At 40.4% G+C, this 22,334-nt stretch carries 21 protein-coding genes; 11 read left to right on the plus strand and 10 right to left on the minus strand.

From position 1 onward, the window contains the following. Window positions 1–130: 130 nt before the first annotated feature. Window positions 131–1,798, plus strand: coding sequence for an ISL3 family transposase (locus DXA54_RS25805; RefSeq protein ID WP_008649335.1), 1,668 nt, complete (start codon window positions 131–133; stop codon window positions 1,796–1,798). Between the two features lie 209 nt (window positions 1,799–2,007). Here DXA54_RS25805 and DXA54_RS25810 read toward each other — a convergent pair whose 3' ends face one another. Further along, window positions 2,008–2,439 carry a hypothetical protein gene (locus DXA54_RS25810; protein WP_008648891.1) on the minus strand — a complete coding sequence of 144 codons (432 nt, stop codon included), beginning with the start codon at window positions 2,437–2,439 and terminating at the stop codon, window positions 2,008–2,010. A 733-nt stretch (window positions 2,440–3,172) separates the two neighbouring features. After that, window positions 3,173–3,580 carry a hypothetical protein gene (locus DXA54_RS25815; RefSeq protein WP_004304410.1) on the minus strand — a complete coding sequence of 136 codons (408 nt, stop codon included), beginning with the start codon at window positions 3,578–3,580 and terminating at the stop codon, window positions 3,173–3,175. Window positions 3,581–3,773: 193 nt separating this feature from the next. On the opposite strand from DXA54_RS25815, the gene DXA54_RS25820 reads away from it, so the two are divergent. Next, the gene (locus DXA54_RS25820) at window positions 3,774–4,988 is read left to right on the plus strand and encodes an ATP-binding protein (RefSeq protein ID WP_004311394.1); all 1,215 of its coding nucleotides are present in this window, start codon (window positions 3,774–3,776) and stop codon (window positions 4,986–4,988) included. Window positions 4,989–5,069: 81 nt separating this feature from the next. On the opposite strand, the gene DXA54_RS25825 is transcribed toward DXA54_RS25820, so the two are convergent. Continuing rightward, complete coding sequence (locus tag DXA54_RS25825) at window positions 5,070–5,324, minus strand: type B 50S ribosomal protein L31 (RefSeq protein WP_004300906.1); 255 nt, start codon at window positions 5,322–5,324, stop codon at window positions 5,070–5,072. Window positions 5,325–5,757: 433 nt separating this feature from the next. Between DXA54_RS25825 and DXA54_RS25830 the strand changes: the two genes are divergently transcribed. Next, window positions 5,758–6,762, plus strand: coding sequence for a class II fructose-bisphosphate aldolase (locus DXA54_RS25830; protein ID WP_004311395.1), 1,005 nt, complete (start codon window positions 5,758–5,760; stop codon window positions 6,760–6,762). Between the two features lie 186 nt (window positions 6,763–6,948). On the opposite strand, the gene DXA54_RS25835 is transcribed toward DXA54_RS25830, so the two are convergent. The 6 genes from DXA54_RS25835 to DXA54_RS25860 form a co-directional block, all read right to left on the minus strand. Continuing rightward, on the minus strand, window positions 6,949–8,109 hold the full coding sequence (locus DXA54_RS25835) for a sodium ion-translocating decarboxylase subunit beta (protein ID WP_004311396.1): 1,161 nt from the start codon (window positions 8,107–8,109) through the stop codon (window positions 6,949–6,951). Window position 8,110: 1 nt separating this feature from the next. Next, on the minus strand, window positions 8,111–8,542 hold the full coding sequence (locus DXA54_RS25840; RefSeq protein ID WP_004300895.1) for an acetyl-CoA carboxylase biotin carboxyl carrier protein: 432 nt from the start codon (window positions 8,540–8,542) through the stop codon (window positions 8,111–8,113). 24 nt (window positions 8,543–8,566) lie between these two features. Beyond that, window positions 8,567–9,487, minus strand: a complete 921-nt coding sequence (locus DXA54_RS25845; protein WP_008644873.1) for an OadG family transporter subunit — start codon at window positions 9,485–9,487, stop codon at window positions 8,567–8,569. Between the two features lie 31 nt (window positions 9,488–9,518). Continuing rightward, window positions 9,519–11,072 (minus strand): acyl-CoA carboxylase subunit beta, encoded by a 1,554-nt coding sequence (locus DXA54_RS25850; RefSeq protein WP_004300890.1) that lies wholly within the window; start codon window positions 11,070–11,072, stop codon window positions 9,519–9,521. A 28-nt stretch (window positions 11,073–11,100) separates the two neighbouring features. Then, complete coding sequence (mce, locus tag DXA54_RS25855) at window positions 11,101–11,505, minus strand: methylmalonyl-CoA epimerase (protein WP_002561104.1); 405 nt, start codon at window positions 11,503–11,505, stop codon at window positions 11,101–11,103. A 175-nt stretch (window positions 11,506–11,680) separates the two neighbouring features. Then, window positions 11,681–12,679 (minus strand): GNAT family N-acetyltransferase, encoded by a 999-nt coding sequence (locus DXA54_RS25860; RefSeq protein WP_120080997.1) that lies wholly within the window; start codon window positions 12,677–12,679, stop codon window positions 11,681–11,683. A 239-nt stretch (window positions 12,680–12,918) separates the two neighbouring features. Between DXA54_RS25860 and DXA54_RS25865 the strand changes: the two genes are divergently transcribed. The 3 genes from DXA54_RS25865 to DXA54_RS25875 all read left to right on the plus strand — a co-directional run bounded on the left by DXA54_RS25865 (window position 12,919) and on the right by DXA54_RS25875 (window position 18,856). Further along, window positions 12,919–16,158, plus strand: coding sequence for a SusC/RagA family TonB-linked outer membrane protein (locus DXA54_RS25865; protein WP_120080999.1), 3,240 nt, complete (start codon window positions 12,919–12,921; stop codon window positions 16,156–16,158). A gap of 24 nt (window positions 16,159–16,182) precedes the next feature. Next, on the plus strand, window positions 16,183–18,207 hold the full coding sequence (locus tag DXA54_RS25870) for a RagB/SusD family nutrient uptake outer membrane protein (RefSeq protein ID WP_118058707.1): 2,025 nt from the start codon (window positions 16,183–16,185) through the stop codon (window positions 18,205–18,207). Window positions 18,208–18,313: 106 nt separating this feature from the next. Beyond that, window positions 18,314–18,856 carry a beta-class carbonic anhydrase gene (locus DXA54_RS25875; RefSeq protein ID WP_004300877.1) on the plus strand — a complete coding sequence of 181 codons (543 nt, stop codon included), beginning with the start codon at window positions 18,314–18,316 and terminating at the stop codon, window positions 18,854–18,856. An 88-nt stretch (window positions 18,857–18,944) separates the two neighbouring features. Here DXA54_RS25875 and DXA54_RS25880 read toward each other — a convergent pair whose 3' ends face one another. Next, window positions 18,945–19,169 carry a hypothetical protein gene (locus DXA54_RS25880; protein WP_120081001.1) on the minus strand — a complete coding sequence of 75 codons (225 nt, stop codon included), beginning with the start codon at window positions 19,167–19,169 and terminating at the stop codon, window positions 18,945–18,947. Window positions 19,170–19,291: 122 nt separating this feature from the next. Here DXA54_RS25880 and DXA54_RS25885 point away from each other — a divergent pair, with 122 nt between their 5' ends. Genes DXA54_RS25885 through DXA54_RS25905 form a run of 5 tightly spaced genes read left to right on the plus strand, consistent with a single transcriptional unit; the run spans window position 19,292 to window position 22,092 of the window. Next, window positions 19,292–19,828 carry a nitroreductase family protein gene (locus DXA54_RS25885; RefSeq protein WP_004327009.1) on the plus strand — a complete coding sequence of 179 codons (537 nt, stop codon included), beginning with the start codon at window positions 19,292–19,294 and terminating at the stop codon, window positions 19,826–19,828. A 2-nt stretch (window positions 19,829–19,830) separates the two neighbouring features. Continuing rightward, a complete protein-coding gene (locus DXA54_RS25890; RefSeq protein ID WP_004311402.1) occupies window positions 19,831–20,166 on the plus strand; it encodes a hypothetical protein in 336 nt (111 codons plus the stop codon). 7 nt (window positions 20,167–20,173) lie between these two features. Next, window positions 20,174–20,968 (plus strand): Rossmann-like and DUF2520 domain-containing protein, encoded by a 795-nt coding sequence (locus tag DXA54_RS25895; protein WP_004311403.1) that lies wholly within the window; start codon window positions 20,174–20,176, stop codon window positions 20,966–20,968. Next, window positions 20,949–21,470 (plus strand): KdsC family phosphatase, encoded by a 522-nt coding sequence (locus DXA54_RS25900; RefSeq protein WP_004300872.1) that lies wholly within the window; start codon window positions 20,949–20,951, stop codon window positions 21,468–21,470. The genes DXA54_RS25895 and DXA54_RS25900 overlap by 20 nt, the downstream gene beginning before the upstream one ends. Before the next feature lie 40 nt (window positions 21,471–21,510). Continuing rightward, complete coding sequence (locus DXA54_RS25905) at window positions 21,511–22,092, plus strand: Maf-like protein (protein ID WP_004300871.1); 582 nt, start codon at window positions 21,511–21,513, stop codon at window positions 22,090–22,092. Window positions 22,093–22,334: the final 242 nt, after the last annotated feature.

A 22,334-nucleotide genomic window follows, 5' to 3' on the forward strand; every position in this document is an offset into this window, starting at 1 on the left:
GGTTCTTCGTCAAATTTGGTGGTAATCTCTTTTTTATTTCAACTGTCTTCTTCTTTCTTAATCCTATTAAAAGTTGTAGATATGTTTGCTTTTTAGTAACTTTAAAGACACCACATCATTAAGAGTTACAATGCAACAAGTCATATCTACAACGTACAAATATACATCAAAAAAAGAAAATGCTCCTACAAATAGGGGATTATTCCATGATTTCAGATTCAGTCTTGGCTACGATAATCTGCAACAAGATGGTATCTCTGAAGCTGTTGGCTCATTGACGGTCTTTCTACATACGGCTGGCAAAGGGGCTTCCTGTCCTTATTGCGGACATTTCAGTCACCGATTGCACAGTTACTACTCCCGTCATATTGAGGATCTTGAAGTTTACGGTCATACTTTGGAGTTAGTCATCAAGGTTGGCAAATATTATTGTGACAATGTTTCTTGTCCACAAAAAATATTCTGCGAACCGTTGTCTTTTCTGGCTCGTCGGTATGGTAGACGGAGCTATCTTGTTGAGGAACGCATCAGATCGATAAGTTTGGAACTTACTTCCCGAAAGGCCTCTTCTCTTTTGCAACTGTTCCATATAACAGCCAGTAGTTCTTCCTGCTTACGCATCCTACAACAGTGCGGACAACACAATCCTATGCATAATAAAAGTATTTATGTAGGTATTGATGATTTTGCCTATAAAAAAGGTAAGGATTATATGAGTGTGGTCGTAGACCAGATGACACACATACCTATTGCTTTGTTAGAGGATAGAAACGGAGAAGCACTTGATAACTGGCTCATCCGGAATCCTCAAATACAATATATAACGAGAGACCGTGGAAGATGTTTCACAGAGGCTATAAACAGAATAATTCCTGGTGTTACACAAATCTGCGACCGATTCCATCTAATCAAGAATATGACGGACACGATGATACCGGAAATAGAGAAAATAATCCGTCAGACCAAGAAAAAGCTCAAATACGAATATCCTGACAGAGACACGGCTTCTTCGTTAATTCTTCAGGACATATTTAACATGGGAGATGTCCGACACAGAGAAAAATTGAAGATATACAGGGAAAGCTTGAACTTAAAAATGCAGGGGATGACCATTGAGCAGACAGCCACACATTTGGGTAAGAAAAGTCGCTACATTTATAAGATTATTCACAACAGAAGAATAGGGGCATACTTGAATGAGCAACAGAAGACAGCTCTTAAATATGTATCCGAACTGGCTACAATCATTAGTGCGGGCTGTATTACTCGAAAAATATTGGCACAAAAAATGGGGAGTAAAATCAGTGGCGCACTTATTGGAAGGATAACATCCAGCTTGCGAAAAAGGTATCAACAAAAGAGGAAGGAAGTCAAGGAGCATAATGAGAGCATTGAAAACAGAAGTAAAATACAGAGAGTTTCACAGAATCAGATACGCAAATACATTCTAAAGGGAGAATCGGATAATCCTAAACTAGCGGAACTGTATAAGTCCTCACCGCAGATTAAAGAACTTTTAAGCGTGTGTCAGAATTTCAGAGATATGATTAATGGGAACACTTATGATAAGGATATTAGAAAGTGGATTGAAAAAGCGAAGGCAACACGGAATATGGCACTGACGAACTTTGCATATGGTATTGAAAAAGACTGGGAGGCAGTACAGGCAGCTATTGATATCCCCTTCAGTAACGGATTACTGGAGGGGACAGTGAATAAAATTAAAGCGGTAAAAAGACAGATGTACAATAGGGCAGGAATTAAACTACTGAGAGCGAAGATTATTTATTCACAATAGAAGAAGTACCACCAAATTTGACGAAGAACCGTTTTTTCAACTTTATAGAGGAGGATTACGCATCAAAATTAGGGTCACAAGCGTAAGTCATAAACCAAATTCACCTCTGTGTCCTCCGTGTCCTCTGTGGTAAAAACCGTGCAATAATGTGCCAATATGCTAATTGTTTACGTTGTGTCCCACATGGTAATTGGTACGCTGATAATTATTCACCATTGAAACCTTTTGCGCAGCCTTTTTATCCAACTGTTGCTACGTATAACATTATTATTCTGTCCAATCGCTTTTTTCAAATCCCGGATTCGTTCGTTTTGTCTCTTCATTGCTGCCTGTATTTCGTTTATCAACGTATTTATTTCCTTCTGCAGCTGAATTTCCTTTTCTTTCAATTGAATAATGTGGGCGTATTTCTCGCAGACCATCGTTTTGTCTATGCACAGTTGTTCCAGCGTATCAATATATTCTGCTGTAATGCCGGCTTTACTTCGGCGAAAGAGTTCCAGAATACATTCTTCGTCAACATTCGGAACATTGTCTATGTATAACATAGGGAATTGTCCCATTTCCACCCAAAGCAGGATCGCTTCTTTTTCGATGTGATACTTAATCACTGCTTTTTCTACACTAATCCATTTTGGCATATTGCTTTTGTTTTAATGTGTTATAAAAAAAAGAGTAAATAACGTATTGTCCGGAGAGGTGCAACGAACACCCACGATTTTTATGATTTCGGTCGGCTGGGGAATTGGTTGGGGTATAAGGATTGTTGAAACCGACCGGATACAATAAAAGCGTGAGTGCTGTTGTACCATTATCTAAACTTGAGGCTTAGCAACACCCTTGTAGAAGACAATGATAACAACAGACACCCACGCCAAACGTTTATATATAACACATCTCTAATCGATATGTTGATATACGACCATCTACGTGGAGTATCTGTTGTATCATCTCTCTCTACAAAGAACTGCTAATTTTCAAGTTTGAGAGACAATACGTTATTTACTCCATTAAGGAATAAAAAACCGCTTTTGCCTGTTTCATCACGCTGATGGGCAGAAAGCGTATGACAAAGATATATGTTTTTTTCGGAATAGGATGGAAAAGAGGAAATAAATGCAGGAAATATGGTATGAGAATAGAGAGTATGGTATAAAGATGGTAAATATGCTATACGGGTGGCAAATATAATGTGATGATAAAAAGGAGGGAGCCAAAAGTAAAACCATCTATTAGATTGATATTATTTAGGCACGGATTACACGAGTTTCACGGTTTTAGTCTAATGGAACCGTGAAATCCGTGTAATCCGTGCTTAAATGAAAGCCATAAAAGTCTTTTGACCTCGCATTGTCTTTCCGTGTAATTCTTTTTTTAGCTGCGATTTCTTTTAGGCTTTCCGGAGAAGATAGTCAGTTCAAGAATTGCAAAGATGATTTCCGTTGTGGTATATCCGGTAAATGTATATTCCAAATTTTCATTTTCGGAGAAGTATTTGAGATAAACGGTTGGAGTGCCATTGTGGAAGTCGAGAAAAAGATAAGAAGTATAATCATAGATGCCAAGATCGGCAAACTCGTTCAGAATCGCTGTGTTGAAAATCGTGCATTGGCCTGTCTTTGATTCATTTCCGGACATTTCGAATCTGCGATGTTCTTTTGCGAGATCGTCTTTATTCACATGTCTGAATTGTTCTTGCAGTTCTTTACTGAAAGAAAGGCGTTGTCTGATGAAATTAAAAACTTCTTCCTTTGTCATTTGTTTTAAATCGGTTATTTCCATTTTTTATTAATTAGTCGGGTAAAGGTACTTTCTTTATTTGGTAATAAATCGGATTTAGTCATATTTCTTTTATTTATTTTTCGGCTTATAACCCTAAAAGAATCTGAATTTATGGATTTATTTAGGGTTATAACCCTAAAAACTTTCAGAAAATAGTATATCTTTGTGCTTATAACCCTAAAAACTTTTGAATATGATTAATCGTGAACAGTATATGGAACAAATTGTTCCTTTTATAGATAAGCCGTTTGTAAAAGTGATAACGGGTATTCGTCGCAGTGGAAAGTCGGTAGTGCTGCGTCTGATTCGTGACGAACTGTTGAGGAGAGGAGTTCGTGAAGAACGTATCATCTATCTGAATTTTGAAAGTTTTCAGTGGATAGATCTGAAAGAGGCGAAGGCTTTGTATGCTTATATTCGGGGACAGGCGGGAGATGCGGGTAAATATTATATTCTCTTGGATGAAATTCAGGAAGTGGACGGTTGGGAAAAAGTGGTCAACTCACTTCTGGTAGATTTGGATACGGATATTTATGTGACCGGCTCCAACTCACGTATGTTATCGTCCGAACTGGCAACTTATTTAACGGGACGGTATGTCGCTTTCCATGTCATGACCTTGTCTTTTAGAGAATATCTGACTTTCCATGACTTGCAGGCCAATGATCCGACGCTCAACCGGAAGGAGGAATTTCAGAAATATCTCCGTATGGGAGGATTTCCGGCCATACATACTGCCGATTATGGATATGAGGCTATCTATAAAATTGTCTACGACATCTATTCTTCTGTCATTCTTCGTGACACGGTGCAGCGTCACAATATCCGGAATGTGGAATTGCTCGAACGGGTAGTGAAGTTTGTTTTTGATAATATAGGCAATAAGCTGAACGCTAAAAATATAGCTGATTACTTCAAAAGTCAGCAACGGAAGGTGGATATGAATACCATCTATAATTATCTGAATGCATTGGAAAGTGCTTTTATCATTCAACGTATTCCCCGGTATGATATTAAAGGAAAGGAAATTCTGCAGACGAATGAAAAGTATTTTGTAAGTGACCTTTCTTTGATTTATTCCGTGATGGGCTATCGTGACCGGTTGATTGCAGGTATGTTGGAGAATCTGGTCTGTCTGGAGTTGAAAAGAAGGGGTTATGAAGTGTATGTAGGCAAACAGGATGATAAAGAAGTGGATTTTGTAGCCATCCGTCGGGAAGAAAAGATTTATGTGCAAGTAACGTATCAGTTAGCTTCACAGGCCACTGTTGAGAGGGAGTTTGCTCCTTTGCTCGCCATTAACGACCATTATCCTAAATATGTAGTTAGCATGGACAACTTGTGGCAGGATAATGTGGAAGGTGTCAGGCATCGTCATATAGCCGATTTCTTGTTGGATGATGCTTGACGCTAAGGAATATAGAAAACGAAAAAAGAGGAAATTCTCTGCGAGAATCTCCTCTTTTTTCATCTTTCACGAAAGATCGAATTATTTCTTCTTACGGTCACCGTAACGGCTCATGAACTTGTCAACACGACCTGCAGTATCTACCAATGTAGATTTACCTGTATAGAACGGGTGAGAAGTGTTTGAGATTTCAATCTTCAGCAACGGATAAGTTTCACCTTCGAATTCGATGGTTTCTTTAGTTGCTACAGTTGATCTAGACAAAAACATGTCACCATTTGACATATCTTTAAATACTACCGGACGGTATGATTCTGGATGAAGGCCTTTTTTCATTTCAGTATCTGTTTTTTTAATTTATATTCTGTTACTATTTTGGTAAGAAATAGTGTAATGGTCATTTTCAGAGCGCAAAGATAATGCTTTTCTGTGAAATAGAAAAAGGTTTTCTAAAATTTCTGATTTCTAATTTATGATTTCTGATTTGCTATGCAGATTTTGATGATTAAATGAATGAAAAATGAGGTATAAATAAGGTATAAATAAGGAGATATAAATCCGAAGGCATCAATCAGAATTCAGAAATCATAAATCCCAAAGTTTGCAAGGTGGACATTACAATCTAATGTCACACTCGTATTCCTGCTAAATTTTGCAGTCTGATTTAAACCTTTTTCTACTATATTTTTCTTTCCGATGTTCGTTATTCGATGGATAATGCTTACTTTTGCGTAGAATTTTTATTCACTAACAATAAACTTTAAACAAAATGGTAAATTACAAAGATTTAGGATTGGTAAACACAAGAGAAATGTTTGCTAAGGCTATCAAAGGTGGATATGCTATCCCAGCATTCAACTTCAACAATATGGAACAAATGCAGGCTATCATCAAGGCTGCTGTTGAAACTAAATCTCCTGTGATTCTTCAGGTTTCTAAAGGTGCTCGTCAGTATGCTAACGCTACTTTGTTGCGTTACATGGCACAGGGTGCTGTAGAATATGCTAAAGAATTAGGCTGCGCACATCCGGAAATCGTTCTTCACCTTGACCACGGAGATACATTCGAAACTTGCAAATCTTGTATCGATTCTGGTTTCTCTTCAGTAATGATCGATGGTTCTCACCTTCCTTACGAAGAAAACGTAGCATTGACTAAGAAAGTTGTTGAATACGCTCACCAGTTTGACGTAACTGTAGAAGGTGAACTTGGCGTATTGGCTGGTGTAGAAGATGAAGTTTCTTCCGACCATCACACATATACTGACCCTGAAGAAGTAATCGACTTCGCTACTCGCACTGGTTGCGACTCTTTGGCTATCTCAATCGGTACTTCTCACGGTGCTTACAAGTTTACTCCGGAACAATGCCACATCGACCCGAAGACTGGCCGTATGGTTCCTCCTCCATTGGCTTTCGAAGTATTGGACGCTGTAATGGAAAAACTTCCGGGATTCCCTATCGTTCTTCACGGATCATCTTCAGTTCCGGAAGAAGAAGTGGAAACTATCAACAAATATGGTGGTGCACTGAAAGCTGCTATCGGCATTCCGGAAGAAGAATTGCGTAAAGCTGCTAAGTCTGCTGTTTGCAAAATCAACATCGACTCTGACTCTCGTCTGGCTATGACTGCTGCTGTACGTAAGGTATTCGCTGAAAAACCGGCTGAATTCGACCCACGTAAGTATCTTGGCCCGGCTCGTGACAATATGGAAAAACTGTACAAGCACAAAATCATCAACGTGCTCGGTTCTGACAATAAATTGGCACAGTAATAATCTCCGGATTATTCCATAAATAAAAGAAAGAGGCTGCTCCGGTTTGAACACTGGTAGCAGCCTTTTTTATGACGTTTAATCGTTTCTGAACGGAGGGAAGATAACACTATGGCTGTAATTAAAGAACACCCGTGTCACAACTGAATGTAACACGGGTGTTCTTATCTATTATAATAATGTTTCTTACATCAAGAATCCAAGCAGGATACCGGCAGCAACAGCTGAACCGATCACTCCGGCAACGTTCGGACCCATAGCGTGCATCAGCAAATAGTTGGTCGAATCGTATTCCAAACCAATCACTTGTGAGATACGTGCAGAGTCGGGGACAGCAGAAACCCCTGCATTACCGATCAATGGATTGATCTTGTTGCCCTTCTTCAAGAAGATATTGAATATCTTAACGAAGATTACACCGGATGCAGTTGCAATGATGAATGACAATGCACCGAGGGCGAAAATCTTGATAGAATCGAGCGTCAGGAATTCGGAAGCTTGCGTAGAAGCACCTACTGTCAGACCCAACAGGATAGTGATTGTATCAATCAACGGACCACTGGCAGTATTAGCCAAACGGCGGGTTACACCACTTTCTTTCAACAGGTTACCGAAGAACAGCATACCCAGCAAAGGCAGACCGGAAGGAACCAGGAAACAAGTCAGCAACAAACCGATGATCGGGAAAATCACCTTCTCCGTGTGAGAAACGGCACGCGGCGGTTTCATGCGGATGACACGTTCGTTCTTGGTGGTGAGCAGACGCATGATAGGCGGCTGTATCACCGGAACTAACGCCATATAGGAGTAGGCGGACACCGCAATGGCTCCCATCAGGTTAGGTGCTAGCTTGGAAGAAAGGAAGATGGCCGTCGGGCCGTCTGCTCCACCAATGATACCGATAGCACCGGCTTGCATCGGGTCGAAGCCCATTTCTAGCGCGATCATATAAGCACCGAAGATACCGAATTGTGCAGCTGCACCGATCAGCATCAATTTTGGATTAGAGATAAGTGCCGAGAAGTCCGTCATGGCGCCGATGCCCAAAAAGATGAGCGGCGGATACCAGCCGGAGGTCACTCCCTGATACAATATATTCAATACAGAACCTTCTTCATAAATACCGACTTTCAGCCCGGCATCCATATTAAAAGGTATGTTACCGATTAATATACCGAAACCGATAGGAATCAGCAGCATTGGTTCGAACTCTTTGGCTATTGCCAAATAGATGAATACCAAGCCAACGAGAATCATGACTACATGCCCTACCGTAGCATTGGCAAAGCCTGTGTATGTCCAGAAGTCGGCCAGGTTATTTCCTAAAAAGTTTATAAAATCTCCCATATTATTCAATAATTACGAGGTCATTACCTTCAAGAACAGAGTCTCCCTTGTTGACGTTGATGGCAGTAATCTTACCGTCCTTATCCGCATTGATATTGTTTTCCATCTTCATGGCTTCCAATATGATAATGGTCTGTCCTTTCTTTACAGTATCGCCTACATTCACTTTGATGTCGAGGATCACACCCGGCAACGGAGATTTTACTCCTGATTTTCCGGTAGACGGAGCGGTCGGTTTCACTACTTGAGTAGGAGCAGCAGGAGCATTAGGCATCGGGCGTACTGTCACGGGTTTCGCAACAGGCTTCGGCTGTTTCTCCATTTCTACTTTATAGTGTGTACCGTTCACTTCTACATGAGCGATGTTGTCTTCAATATCTCCGATGGTTACTTTATATGAGTTACCGTTGATTTTATATTTATATTCTTTCATCGTTTTTACTTTTTAAAAGGTGACTTACTTTCTGGGAGGAGTTTCACGCAAAGTGTAAATCTTCGAACTCCATGGTGAGTAGCTGCGTTTTACGCGGGTGATGGTCAGCACCGTTTCTTCTACGTCGTGCACCTCATCCTGCATTTCGTGTAATGCCATAGAAATAGCAGCGTATACTTCGCCCGGAGCCTGTGACAGTTCCTTAGCTTCATGCTTGTCAATGCCTTTAGATTTCATAGCGTTGCGCTTGCTCAAATTAACAGCTACTTTTCCTACAATCTTAAAAGCAATAAAGAGAAGAATCAATCCGCAGAATACTACGCTCATGGCAGAAATGGACATTCCAACGCCATCAGCATCGTGTTCTTCAAACTTTTCCATCTTGGAATTGCTGTCAAGAGTCTTGTTGTTGGTGCTCGGAGTCACGTATTTATCACCGCTTCCACTTTTTACTTCCCATTCAGCTGCCCCGTCGCTTACACGAGCGTATGATTGGTTGGGACCGAGCGCGCCTGCGGGCACTACGATCTGGTCGAGCAACTTCTTGCCGGAGTCGAACAGACCTACCCAGTTAGCTGTTTCCGGATTCAGCTTGAAGCTGGTATGGAAAGTACCACGGTTAGGTTCGCCATCTGCCCAGAATAGTGCATGTTGGCGGGGTTTCACTAAGGTAAGTATATCACCTTTCGGGATAAAATAAGTAACTGTATCGCCCGGTTGGCTGCTTACTTTCAGCAAGCAAGCTGCCAGGTCGGCGCTACCGAATGATTTATTGAATATTTCAATCCATGCGCTGTGCAATCCGTAATCGTCCTGAAAATTACTCTGATTGTTTATCAGGATTTCGTTTAGCACCAGCTTATTGTTCGACTTTTGCTCTCCACAAGAAGTCAGCCCAATCAGCAACAGCAAAGAAAGGAATATTCCGATTTTGGTTTTGTTCATAATCGTTCTTGTTTTAATGTGAAAAGTAGGATTACAACGGAATATTACCATGCTTCTTAGCCGGATTACTCAATTTCTTAGTCTGCAACTGCTGCAAAGCACGGATAACACGGAAACGTGTGTTGCGCGGTTCAATCACATCGTCAATGTAGCCATATTTAGCTGCATTGTAAGGATTGGCGAACAATTTCGTGTATTCTGCTTCTTTTTCAGCAAGGAATTGAGCGGGATTTTCCTGATCTTTGGCTTCGCGTGCGTACAATACTTCTACTGCTCCTGCTCCACCCATTACTGCGATTTCAGCAGTCGGCCATGCGTAGTTCATGTCACCGCGAAGTTGCTTACAGCTCATTACGATGTGAGAACCACCGTAGGATTTACGCAATGTAATCGTAACCTTAGGTACAGTAGCTTCACCGTAAGCATACAATAGCTTAGCACCATGAAGGATAACGCCGTTGTATTCCTGACCTGTTCCCGGAAGGAATCCCGGTACGTCTACCAACGATACGATAGGAATATTGAATGCATCGCAGAAACGAACGAAACGTGCACCCTTACGAGATGCGTTGCTGTCGAGCACACCAGCCAGATACTTAGGCTGATTAGCAACGATACCTACCGATTGGCCGTTGAAGCGGGCGAAACCGATGATGATATTCTTTGCATAATCTTTCTGGATTTCAAGGAATTCACCGTTGTCCACAATAGCGCCGATCACTTCGTACATGTCATACGGTTTAGTAGGGCTGTCGGGGATAATATCGTTCAAAGAATCTTCCAGACGGTCGATTGGGTCTGTGCAATCTACATAAGGAGCTTCTTCAAGGTTGTTTTGAGGAATATAGCTCAACAGTTTGCGAATCAGTTCGAAACCTTCTTCTTCTGTTTGGGCGGTGAAATGAGTCACACCCGATTTAGTGGAGTGAACGCTTGCGCCACCGAGGTTTTCCTGGCTAACGTCTTCACCTGTAACGGTCTTCACCACTTTCGGTCCGGTGAGGAACATATAAGAAGTGCCTTCCATCATCAGTGTGAAGTCGGTCAGAGCCGGAGAATAAACAGCACCACCGGCACAAGGACCGAAGATACCGGAAATCTGCGGAATAACACCTGAAGCAAGGATGTTGCGTTGGAAGATTTCTGCATAACCTGCCAAAGCGTTGATACCTTCCTGGATACGTGCACCACCCGAGTCGTTGATACCGATACAGGGAGCGCCCATCTTCATGGCTTGATCCATGATTTTACAAATTTTCAATGACATCGTTTCTGACAGTGAACCGGCAGAAACAGTGAAGTCTTGTGCGAACACATATACCAGACGTCCTTCGATCGTACCGCAGCCAGTTACTACACCGTCTCCCGGGTAATGTTTTTTCTCCATGCCGAAGTTCGTGCATCTGTGCTCAACGAACATGTCCATTTCTTCGAAGCTACCCTCGTCAAGCAGCATAGCCAGACGCTCGCGTGCTGTGTATTTCCCTTTTTCGTGTTGCTTCGCAATTGCTTTTTCACCGCCTCCGATACGTGCTACGGCACGGCGTTCAATAAGCTCTTTAATTTTTTCAAGTTGATTACTCATGAGTTCTTGTTGGTTTTAGAGTTTATGATTAATGTTCGCAGAGTTCTGTCAACACGCCCAAAGTTGATTTCGGGTGAAGGAAAGCAATATTCAAACCTTCGGCACCTTTGCGGGGAGCTTTGTCGATAAGGCGGATTTCTTTGCTTTCTGCTTCTGCCAAAGCATTGGCTACGCCATCTTCTACAGCAAAGGCTACATGATGAACACCTGCACCTTTGTTTTCAATGAATTTGGCAATAGTACTCTCCGGGCAAGTCGGCTCCAACAGTTCAATTTTGGTTTCGCCTACTTTTAAAAAAGCAGTTCTTACTTTCTGATCTTCCACTGTTTCAATGTTGTAACACTTCAGACCTAATACATTTTCGTAGTAAGGAAGGGCTTCTTCGATGCTTTTTACAGCAATGCCCAGATGTTCAATGTGTGAAATCTTCATAACTATACTTTTTTTATTTGGTTTTAATCATGTGCTTATATGGCATAAAACAGCACAAAGAAAGACATTTCTTACCTAATAAAGAAATATTTCTGCATTTAATTATTGGATTATTAAACAGAAAAAATGGTGGGAAAGGAGCATAAAACATTGTTTTGTAATCTTGAGATTACATTTAGACATAAAATTTGACTAAGAGTTTATTCAGCCAACTCCAATTGACGCGGAACCAACGGCGGGTACTGCTTTGTTTTCCTCCGAAGCGAAGAACGAAATCACGATAACCGTGTTTACGGAACGGAAGTCCTACATCCATAAATTCCATGTGGCGGAATCCCCGTTGGTGTGCGTCTTCCAATGCTTTCCAAACGGCTAGCACACCCGGATATTGAAGTGCGTATGTCTTTCTCATTCCTCCCGAAAACCAAAGGTATGCGTCGTCTCCCGAATAGATACAGACAGAACCGCCAATGATTTTCTCTTTGTATTTCACAACGAATATTTTTGCCTGTTGTCCTTTGATTAACATATTGTTCATGTGGCGGAAAAAATCGTTGGCCGGGAAATATCTGCGTATGCGGGAGGAATAAACCTTGTGCAGCATCCGTGAGAAATCGTGTATTTCTTCCACGGTATGTGCTTCCTCTACTCTGGCTCCATTCTTGAGTCCTTTTTTTATCTGACGCATACGCGACGGACTGAACCGGTCTTCTGTCTTTTCCATACTGTGCAGCGAATTGCGTACCCGCAACCAGTTGACTGGGAAATAATCGTTGGTACGGAAAACCCGATAACCGAACATCGAATTGTTCAGGTTCCGGAATTCGATCAGGACACAGCTGCGCGATGCTTCTTGTGTGAGATGTTCGAGCATATCGCCGAAGACTTCTTCTGCCTTTTCTTTGTTGGTCGAAAGAGACTCGTCCAGAAATTCGCCTTCACTATATACTACACAATGTTTCACTAAAGAAGAAGGGAGCCACTTCTTTGCTTTGCGGATGGCAGCAAGCAGGCGTGCCACCGGTCTGCCGTCTTCTGTTGCCACTATTAATAAAGGAGTATACCCAGGAGTTGCTTCATAAATCAGAAATAACTCTTTGGAATGGAAGGTATTTTTTCCCGGCAATTCAGGAATATCCTTCCCATGATAATATGTTGTTAGTTTCAGTGGCATCTAGGTACAAATTTACACTTTTTATTCTTTATTCAACAACAAAATAAAGAATTTGTTGGAGCTGCTTGAAGTAAAGTATAATATATAGTTGCGTATTTAATGGAGAAAATATATTTTATAGGAGAAATATGGTATGAAAAGTGAGTACGTATTAAAATTAGATTCGTCTTTAATTAAGATTATAATCGAATAGTTTTTGCAAAACAACGAGAATTAATATTAACTTTAAATTAGAACGAATGAGATGTAATGCATTTGTTGAAGCATGGAAGAATCATCATAGACGCGCTTCCATGATTTTAGGGCTGTCTTTATTGTCTGCCCCTCTGTCATATTCTGTGTATGCAGAAGATGGAGTTTCTAATACTATGGTGCAAGTTGTCACACAAACGAAAACTGTGAAAGGAACTATCATTGATGAAAGCGGGGAGCCGTTGATTGGGGTTTCTATCGTTGTGAAAGGAACAAGTACAGGTACGATTACCGATTTTAACGGTAACTTCTCTATCAATCTTCCGGCGGGAAGAAAAGAACTGGTCATTTCTTATATCGGTTACAAAGAACAAACGGTGACTGTGACGGGCAACGGACCGGTCAATGTGAAAATGGTTTCGGACACACAGGCATTGGATGAAGTGGTTGTTGTGGGTTACGGTACGATGAAAAAACGCGATTTGACAGGAGCTATCACTTCTGTAAAAAGTGAAGATGTAGTGATGAATCCAAGTTCAAATCCGATGCAGGCTTTACAAGGTAAGGTGGCAGGATTGGATATTACGCGTGAATCGGGACAGGCCGGTTCGGGAGTAAAGATGCAGTTGCGTGGTAACCGGTCATTCCAGAAGGATTCCGGAAATCCTTTATTTATAATTGATGGTATGCCGGGGGATTATTCTACATTGAATCCGAATGATATTGAAAGCATTGAAGTTTTAAAAGATGCTTCTTCGACAGCTATTTATGGTTCAAGTGGTGCGAACGGTGTTATTTTAATTACTACTAAAGGTGGTAAGGAAGGCAAAGCAATTGTTAATTTTAATGCATACGTAGGTGTAAACGGCTGGTCAAGGACTCCGGAGATGCGTAGTGGAGAAAGTTATATACAAACCTTGAGAGATGCATCTGTTGGTGCTGGCGATGGACGTTGGAGCTCGGTTGCTGATGATAAAAATCTGTTTACTACTGATGCTGAATGGAATGCACATCAAAATGGCCAATATATAGATTGGGTGGATGCTTTGTTGAAAACCAGTGTAACACAGAATTATTCTGTTTCTGTGGCTGGTGGAACGGAAAATACAAAGGCATATTTTTCTCTGAACTTCTCTAATGAGGATGGGCAGTTTGCACAAGATAGTTATAAACTTTATTCATCTAAAATCCGGGTAGATCATAAGATTAAAAAGTGGATGAAGGTGGGCATTGATGCTCAACTGTCTTATGTACATCAAAATAAAGCTGATTCTGATTTACAGACTTTGATGGCGTCAAATCCTCTTGGATCCTTGTATAATGAAGATGGAAGCATCAATCCGCAACCTGTTGCCGATCCTTCATCTACAGTATATAATTATCTTTTAAATGAGGATAAAAGTTTGTACCGCAATCAGGCTCAAAACCTTAAGGTCTATTTTAATCCTTACTTGGAAATCACTCCTCTTAAAGGGCTGACTTTTATTACTCGTGCTGGTGCTAGTTTGGGATATTCACGTAGTAACACTTTCACAGGAGAGGGGTCTGTTCAATGGTATAAGGCAAATCAAACGGCAGACGGCATTAAGGCGCAAGTTAAGGACAACCGTTCGTATAATTATAAGTGGGAAAATATACTTACTTACAATTTCCAGATTAAGAAAGTGCATGATATAACTCTTACTGCAGTTACATCTTGGAACCACAATCGTAGTGATGTCACTACTTTGTATCAAAAAGGTGTTTCTGATAATAAATTCTTATGGCATAATATTCTTGATGGTAATTCCTCAACTTCGGGAAGTACTTCTTATAGTATGTCTAAGGGGATGGGATATGTCGGCCGTTTAAACTATTCATATATGGGTAGGTATTTATTCGCTGCATCTGTCCGCCATGACGGCTCTTCCAGACTGGCAGAAGGTAATAAATGGGATACTTTCCCGGCTTTTTCTTTGGGATGGAGAATCTCTGATGAAAAATTTATGGAGAGTACGACTAACTGGTTGAGTAATCTGAAAATTCGCTTCGGATATGGTGTTACGGGTAGTACAGCGGGTATTGATCCGTATTCGTCTGCTGCATCATTGGATGCTACTGCTGTAAATATGATATTAGGAGGTGTTCTGACGCCGATTTATAAATTCTCACAGAATATTCCGAACTATTTGCTTACATGGGAAAAGTCGTATAACACGAATATTGGTATTGACGCTGCATTCTTAAATAATCGCATTGATGTCAGTATGGAATATTATAATACAAAAACAAAAGATGTTATATGGAACAAGGCACTTCCTGTTATTAATGGAGCATTCTCCCCGGATGGCGGACCTAAAGCGAATTATACTACTAATTTAAATATGTGTGAGACTAGCAATAAAGGTTTTGAGTTGGCTCTTAATACACGTAATATTATAACAAAGAACTTTACCTGGAGTTCAAGTGTAACTTTCAATCATAATAAAGAGAAAATAACCAAATTGTCCGGTGGAGATTCAGATGTGCTTAATAATGGTGACACCGGTTATGCATTGGCATTGGGAGAAGCTATTAACTCTTATTATCATTATAAGTTGGATGGTGTATGGCAAAAAGGTGAGGAAACTGATGCGGCGGTATTTGGTGCTGCACCTGGTGATTTGAAAATCAATATGCCTAATTTAGTAAAAGAATCTGATGGTAGATTCTATAAAATAGATGAAGAAACGGGTAGTGCTGCTGTGGATGAAAATGGTAATGTCATTTATTACACTTCTGATAATAAATATACTCCAAGTGATGCAGATTATCAAATTCTGGGTCACAACTCTCCGGATTGGTCTTTAGGATTCCAGAATAATTTTACCTGGAAGGACTTTGATTTAAGTGTGTTTGTTTATGCACGTTACGGACAGATGTTTGCTTATGATATGTTGACGTCTTATGACCCGAAGGGTATACGTAACTTCCCGACCTATTTCAATTATTGGACTGAAAACAACCCTTCAAATGATTTTCCTGCCGCCAATGCTAATAAAGGTCTCGAACAATATACAGGATATTACGCATTACGCTATGTAGACGGTTCGTTTATAAAGATTAAGAACATTACATTGGGATATAGTCTGCCGAAATCTATCTTAAAATCAGCCGGTATAGAGAAGTGTCGTTTCTATGCTACCATTACAAATCCGTTTGTATTTGCGAAAAGCCATTTGCTGAAAGATTATGATCCGGAAATGAATGGTTCTCTGAAGTACCCATTGACCAAACAATTTGTATTTGGTGTAAATGTTACATTCTAGTTTTTCACTAAAAAAAGTATTGAAATGAAAAGTACAATCTATAAAATAGCAGCGCTTACATTCGCTGTGGCTTCAATGTCTGCCTGCTCGCTTGATGAGTATAATCCAAGCCAAAAAACAGGAGATGAAATTCTTGCAACGTTCGATGGGCTTAAAGGATTACAGTCTTATTGTTATTCATCACTTTACGGGCAGTTATTCAGTGTCTATGATTTCTTGTCTGTGGCTGAAGGTGGTACGGACTGTTGGATAACTCCTGCCGGTAATCCGGATTATGCCAAGCAGGTGATTTATTATGATGGTTTAGCTACGAATACGAATGCTACAAATAAATTATTCGGTCAGGCTTATTCTATGATCGGTAATTGTAATGCAGTAGTAAACAGGGCTGAACTACTAACGGATGGCAATGAAAAAGATATAACGACGTTAGTGGCTGAAGCCCGCTGTCTTCGTGCGTTTTATTATTCCATATTGGTGAATACGTATGGAAATGTAACGTTAACATTGGAAGAATCGTCTCAAGATCCTATTTTGACTCCGCAGCGTAACTCTATTGAAGAACTATATACGCAGATAATTGATGATTTGAAATTTGCGGCCAATAATCTTGAAGATACTCCTTATGATAATAATCGTGCGCGTGTGACTAAGAAAACCGCGTTAGGACTTTTGGCTCGCGTTTATGCTCAAGGTGGTGGCGAATATGGGCTGACAGAAGATGGAGTATCTTATTGGCAACGTGCTAAAGAAGTGGCAGAGGACATGATTTTAGCGTATGGTGACTGTCTGTATGATGATGTGGAAGATGTTTGGGCTCCGGCAAATAATCGAAATAATAAAGAAGCTTTATTTATTGCTGCCGGTCCGGATGCTACGAATTTGGAGAATTGGAATGCTGGAACACAATGTAATAACAACTTTACTTATATGTATCCAAAGCCAAATACTCTCACTATTTATCCTACTCCGGATAATCAAAATTATTGGTATGGACGTACTAATAATAATACGTTGGCACCTTCCAAATATTTGCTGGATTGTTTTGATGCTGATTATGATAAGCGGTGGGAAGTAACCTTTACTACGGCTTTTGTACAGTTTTCTGCCGTACAGTCAGGAGGTAGTTATTTATTTACTAATAAGAAGCAGACATTGGATGATGGTACAAAACCAAAAATTGGAACAAAACATGGCGTAAATGATAATATTAGTTCATTTACAATTCTTACTCAAAATATAATCGATACTTATGGATTGGATGCAAAATTCCATAATGAGTATATTTATCCTTATGGTGATTTGAATTATACATATTATGATGGAACTTGGGCGCCCAAAATGATAGCCAAGGTTTGGCCGAAAGGTGAAAATAGCGGTGATCCTTCCAAATTGCAGGAAGTGAAGAACCCCTATGTGATACCTTACCCTGTAGCTGAAGATGATGATAGAATCTGTTTCTACTTATCAAAGGAAAGACTTTCGGATGCGGAGAAAGCGAAACGTAGATATTATGTAATCAATATTGATGATTTGTTTGATAACGGACAATATCGTAAAACAGATATAAAAGTCACTAATGACAAAAATATGTACCCTGGTTTCAACAAATACAATTGGTTGTCGGAAGATTCATATAGTAGCAATTTGCAACGTAAGACAGGTGATGTGTTCATTATGCGTATGGCTGAAGTATATCTGATTGCAGCTGAAGCTAACCAACAATTAGGAAATGGCGGAAAAGCTGCTGAATATTTAAATGTACTGAAAAAGCGTGCCGCTCGCAATGATGCATCTTACAATGCTATGAAATTGAGTAATGCTACACAGAATGATGTTATGGACGAATATGCTCGTGAATTATGTGGAGAATATCAACGTTGGGTATTGATGAAGCGTCACAAAGATTCTTTCAAACAACGTCTTGCTGTTGGTAATCCTCGTGCAGCTGAAAATTTTGATGAAAACAAGCATTATTTGCGTCCGATTTCTTTTAACTTCTTGAGTCAGATTGATAATGCAGAAGAATATGGAAACAATGGGTATTAGTACTCTTACAGATTAAATTTAGATTAAAGAGGGGATATGTCGTGATGATATGTCCCTTTTTTCTATATCTTTGTGTAATCGAACAGAACTTTTAAAAAGCGGAACTATGTTAGAAGAAATTTTAGCTTACAACAAGCAATTTGTTGAGAACAAGGGATACGAATCGTATATTACCAATAAATATCCCGATAAGAAAATAGCTATTCTTTCCTGTATGGATACCCGACTGACTGCTTTGCTGCCAGCAGCATTAGGAATTAAGAATGGCGATGTGAAAATGATAAAAAATGCAGGTGGCGTTATTTCCCATCCTTTCGGTAGCGTGATACGTAGTTTACTTGTAGCTATTTTTGAGTTGGGGGTAGAGGAAATAATGGTGATTGCTCATTCTGACTGTGGAGCTTGCCACATGCACAGTGAAGTAATGCTCGAAAAAATGAAAGCACGCGGAATCAATCCGGATTATATTGATATGATGCGTTTCTGCGGAGTTGACTTTCATTCGTGGCTGGATGGTTTCGAAGATACAGAAAAGTCGGTGAGAGGAACGGTAGATTTTATTGTGCGTCATCCTTTGATCCCTTCAGATGTGACAGTCTACGGGTTTATTATTGATTCTACGACCGGAGAATTAACTCGGATTGTATAGATTATTAGATAGATAGGTAAATAGATAAACTTCTTTTTTAATCCCCTAAATATAGTGACGCTATCCTATCATGATAGTGACGCCATTTCTATTGTATAGTGTCGCTATGTCTGGAGGATAGTGACGCTATCTTGATGACAAAAAAATAAGGCAGCTTTTTATCGGCTGCCTTTATCTTTCTGCGGTTATATACTTTCTTTGACTGGTGCACTCGTTGGTGACAAATAGGGTGCCCGTACATCTCTATTTCTGCCTCACGGCTAGCTTTACGATTCGCTTTAATGTAATCGTCTTGTGTAATTCGCTTTTTCATAATGAAATTATTTCTCTGTGCAAAGATACAATATATTCTTCATTTAGTATAAACTTTTATTTCCTATTACGCTCGGTTTGCATTATCTTTGCATACATTAATCAAATGAAACCGGAAATAATATGGAAAATTTCAGTGAATTAATAAAGAACCGTCGTAGTATGCGGAAGTTCACCGATGAAGAATTGACACAAGATCAGGTAGTTGCGTTGATGAAAGCAGCTTTGATGTCCCCTTCTTCCAAACGTAGTAATAGTTGGCAGTTTGTAGTGGTTGATGATAAAGAGGTATTGAAAGAATTGTCTCATTGCAAAGAACAGGCTTCTTCGTTCATTGCCGATGCAGCTTTGGCGATTGTTGTAATGGCCGATCCGTTGGCCAGCGATGTTTGGATTGAAGACGCTTCCATTGCTTCCATCATGATACAGTTGCAGGCTGAAGATCTTGGCTTGGGAAGTTGTTGGGTGCAGGTTCGCGAACGTTTCACTGCCACCGGAATGCCTTCCGATGAATTTGTCCATGGAATTTTGGATATTCCCTTGCAACTTCAGATTCTTTCTGTCATTGCTATCGGACATAAAGGGATGGAACGTAAACCTTTCAATGAAGAACATCTTCAATGGGAGAAAATTCATATTAACAAGTTCGGAGGAAAATAAGTATGGGAGCTGCTAAAGCGAATAATAGTAAAGATACCTATCTGGCTACTGCTGTTACCTTTATCGTTATCGGAGCACTTTATCTGATTGATAAACTGATTCATTTCTCTTCCATTGGACTGCCTTGGGTGATGAATAAGGACAATATGCTATTGTACGCCTCGATCTGTTTCCTTATTTTCAAACGCGATAAATCAATTGGTTTTGTGTTGCTTGGGCTTTGGCTAGTGATGAATATCGGTTTGGTCATGTCCTTATTGGGTTCGTTATCCGGATATCTGTTGCCATTGACACTGCTCATCATCGGAATCGTTTTATTCTGGTTTGCAAAACGATAAGAGAATAATGAAAAGAAGTATAGAAGATACACCGATCGTGTTTATCGGTGCAGGTAACTTGGCTACTAATCTGGCGAAAGCTCTTTATCGTAAAGGTTTCCGCATTGTACAGGTATATAGCCGGACTATGGAATCTGCCCGTACCTTAGCCGAGAAAGTAGAAGCTGAATATACAACAGATTTACAGGCAGTCTCCAAAGATGCAAAATTGTATATCGTATCGTTGAAAGATGATGCTTTAGTAGATTTGTTACCGCAGATAACAGAAGGAAAGCAAGCGTCTTTGTTGGTGCATACGGCAGGAAGCATTCCGATGAGCGTTTGGGAAGGGCATGCAGAACGTTACGGAGTATTTTATCCGATGCAGACATTCAGCAAACAACGTGAAGTTAAATTTCAGGAAGTGCCTTTCTTTGTTGAAGCGAAAAGGCCGGAAGACGTGGAATTGTTGAAGGCTGTTGCCGCCACACTTTCGGAAAAGGTCTACGAGGCTTCTTCCGAGCAACGTAAGAGCCTTCATTTGGCTGCTGTTTTTATCTGTAACTTCACCAATCACATGTATGCATTAGCAGCTGATTTGCTTGAAAAATACAACTTGCCTTTCGATGTCATGCTTCCGCTGATAGATGAAACAGCACGTAAAGTCCACGAATTGGCGCCACGTGATGCACAGACCGGACCCGCTGTTCGTTACGATGAGAATGTGATGAGTAATCATCTTGCCATGTTGGTAGATTCTCCGGCATTGCAGGAAATATATAAACTAATGAGCAAAAGTATCCATGAGCACCATCAATTATGATTTATCCCGTATCAAGGCTTTAGCTTTTGATGTAGACGGAGTATTGAGTTCGACAACCGTACCTTTGCATCCTTCCGGAGAACCGATGCGCACGGTGAATATCAAAGATGGGTACGCCATCCAGTTGGCTGTGAAAAAAGGACTTCACATAGCTATCATCACCGGTGGCCGGACAGAAGCGGTACGTATCCGTTTTGAGGGACTGGGAGTGAAGGATTTATACATGGGTTCTGCTGTGAAGATACATGATTATCGTGCTTTTCGTGATAAGTACGGATTGACCGATGATGAAATTCTATATATGGGTGATGACGTGCCGGATATTGAAGTGATGTGTGAGTGCGGACTGCCATGCTGCCCGAAAGATGCCGTGCCGGAAGTGAAATCCGTTGCAAAGTATATTTCTTATGCAGACGGTGGTCGTGGATGCGGACGTGATGTAGTGGAGCAGGTGCTGAAAGCTCACGGTCTATGGATGGTGGAAGACGCCTTCGGTTGGTAACTTAATCATAAATAATCGTTGTTTAATAACGAATAAAACCATGCTTGATAACTTAAATAAATATCAGATTATATTAGCTTCCAATTCTCCCCGTCGGAAAGAACTGATGTCGGGACTAGGAGTAGACTATGTAGTCAGAACATTGCCGGATGTAGACGAGTCATACCCGGATACATTGGTAGGTGCTGAAATACCTGAATATATTGCCCGTGAAAAGGCGGATGCCTACCGTACCATGATGAAGCCGGGAGAATTATTGATTACGGCAGATACCATAGTCTGGTTAGATGGGAAAGTACTTGGGAAACCGGAGGGTAGGGAAGGAGCCATTGAAATGCTTCGCGCTCTCTCGGGAAAATCTCATCAGGTTTTCACAGGGGTTTGCCTAACTACTACTGAGTGGCAAAAAAGCTTTACCGCTTCCTCCGAAGTGCTGTTTGATGTCTTGTCGGAAGATGAAATCCTGTATTACGTAGATCGTTATCAGCCAATGGATAAGGCAGGAGCTTATGGCGTTCAGGAGTGGATCGGGTATATCGGGGTTAAATCAATTTCCGGTAGTTTCTATAATATTATGGGGCTTCCCATACAGAAACTGTACGGAGAGTTGAAAAAGCTGTAGTAAGTATCTTGAATATATCTGAATATATCAGTGTAATAAACTTATTGATTACATGAAATACATAAGATATACTTAGTCCAATAATGCACAAAGGCTACCTCAAAATAGAAAATGAGGCAGCCTTTTTCTGTATTTTTAAGCAGGAACATTTACTGAATATCCCAAACTGAAAGATGTGGAAGACTATAATAAATCCGTAAGCATTCGAAGAAATGCACCTTTTACACTTTGAGGTTTGGTTG

The organism is Bacteroides sp. OF03-11BH (assembly GCF_003604005.1).
Classification (GTDB): Bacteria; Bacteroidota; Bacteroidia; order Bacteroidales; family Bacteroidaceae; genus Bacteroides; species Bacteroides ovatus.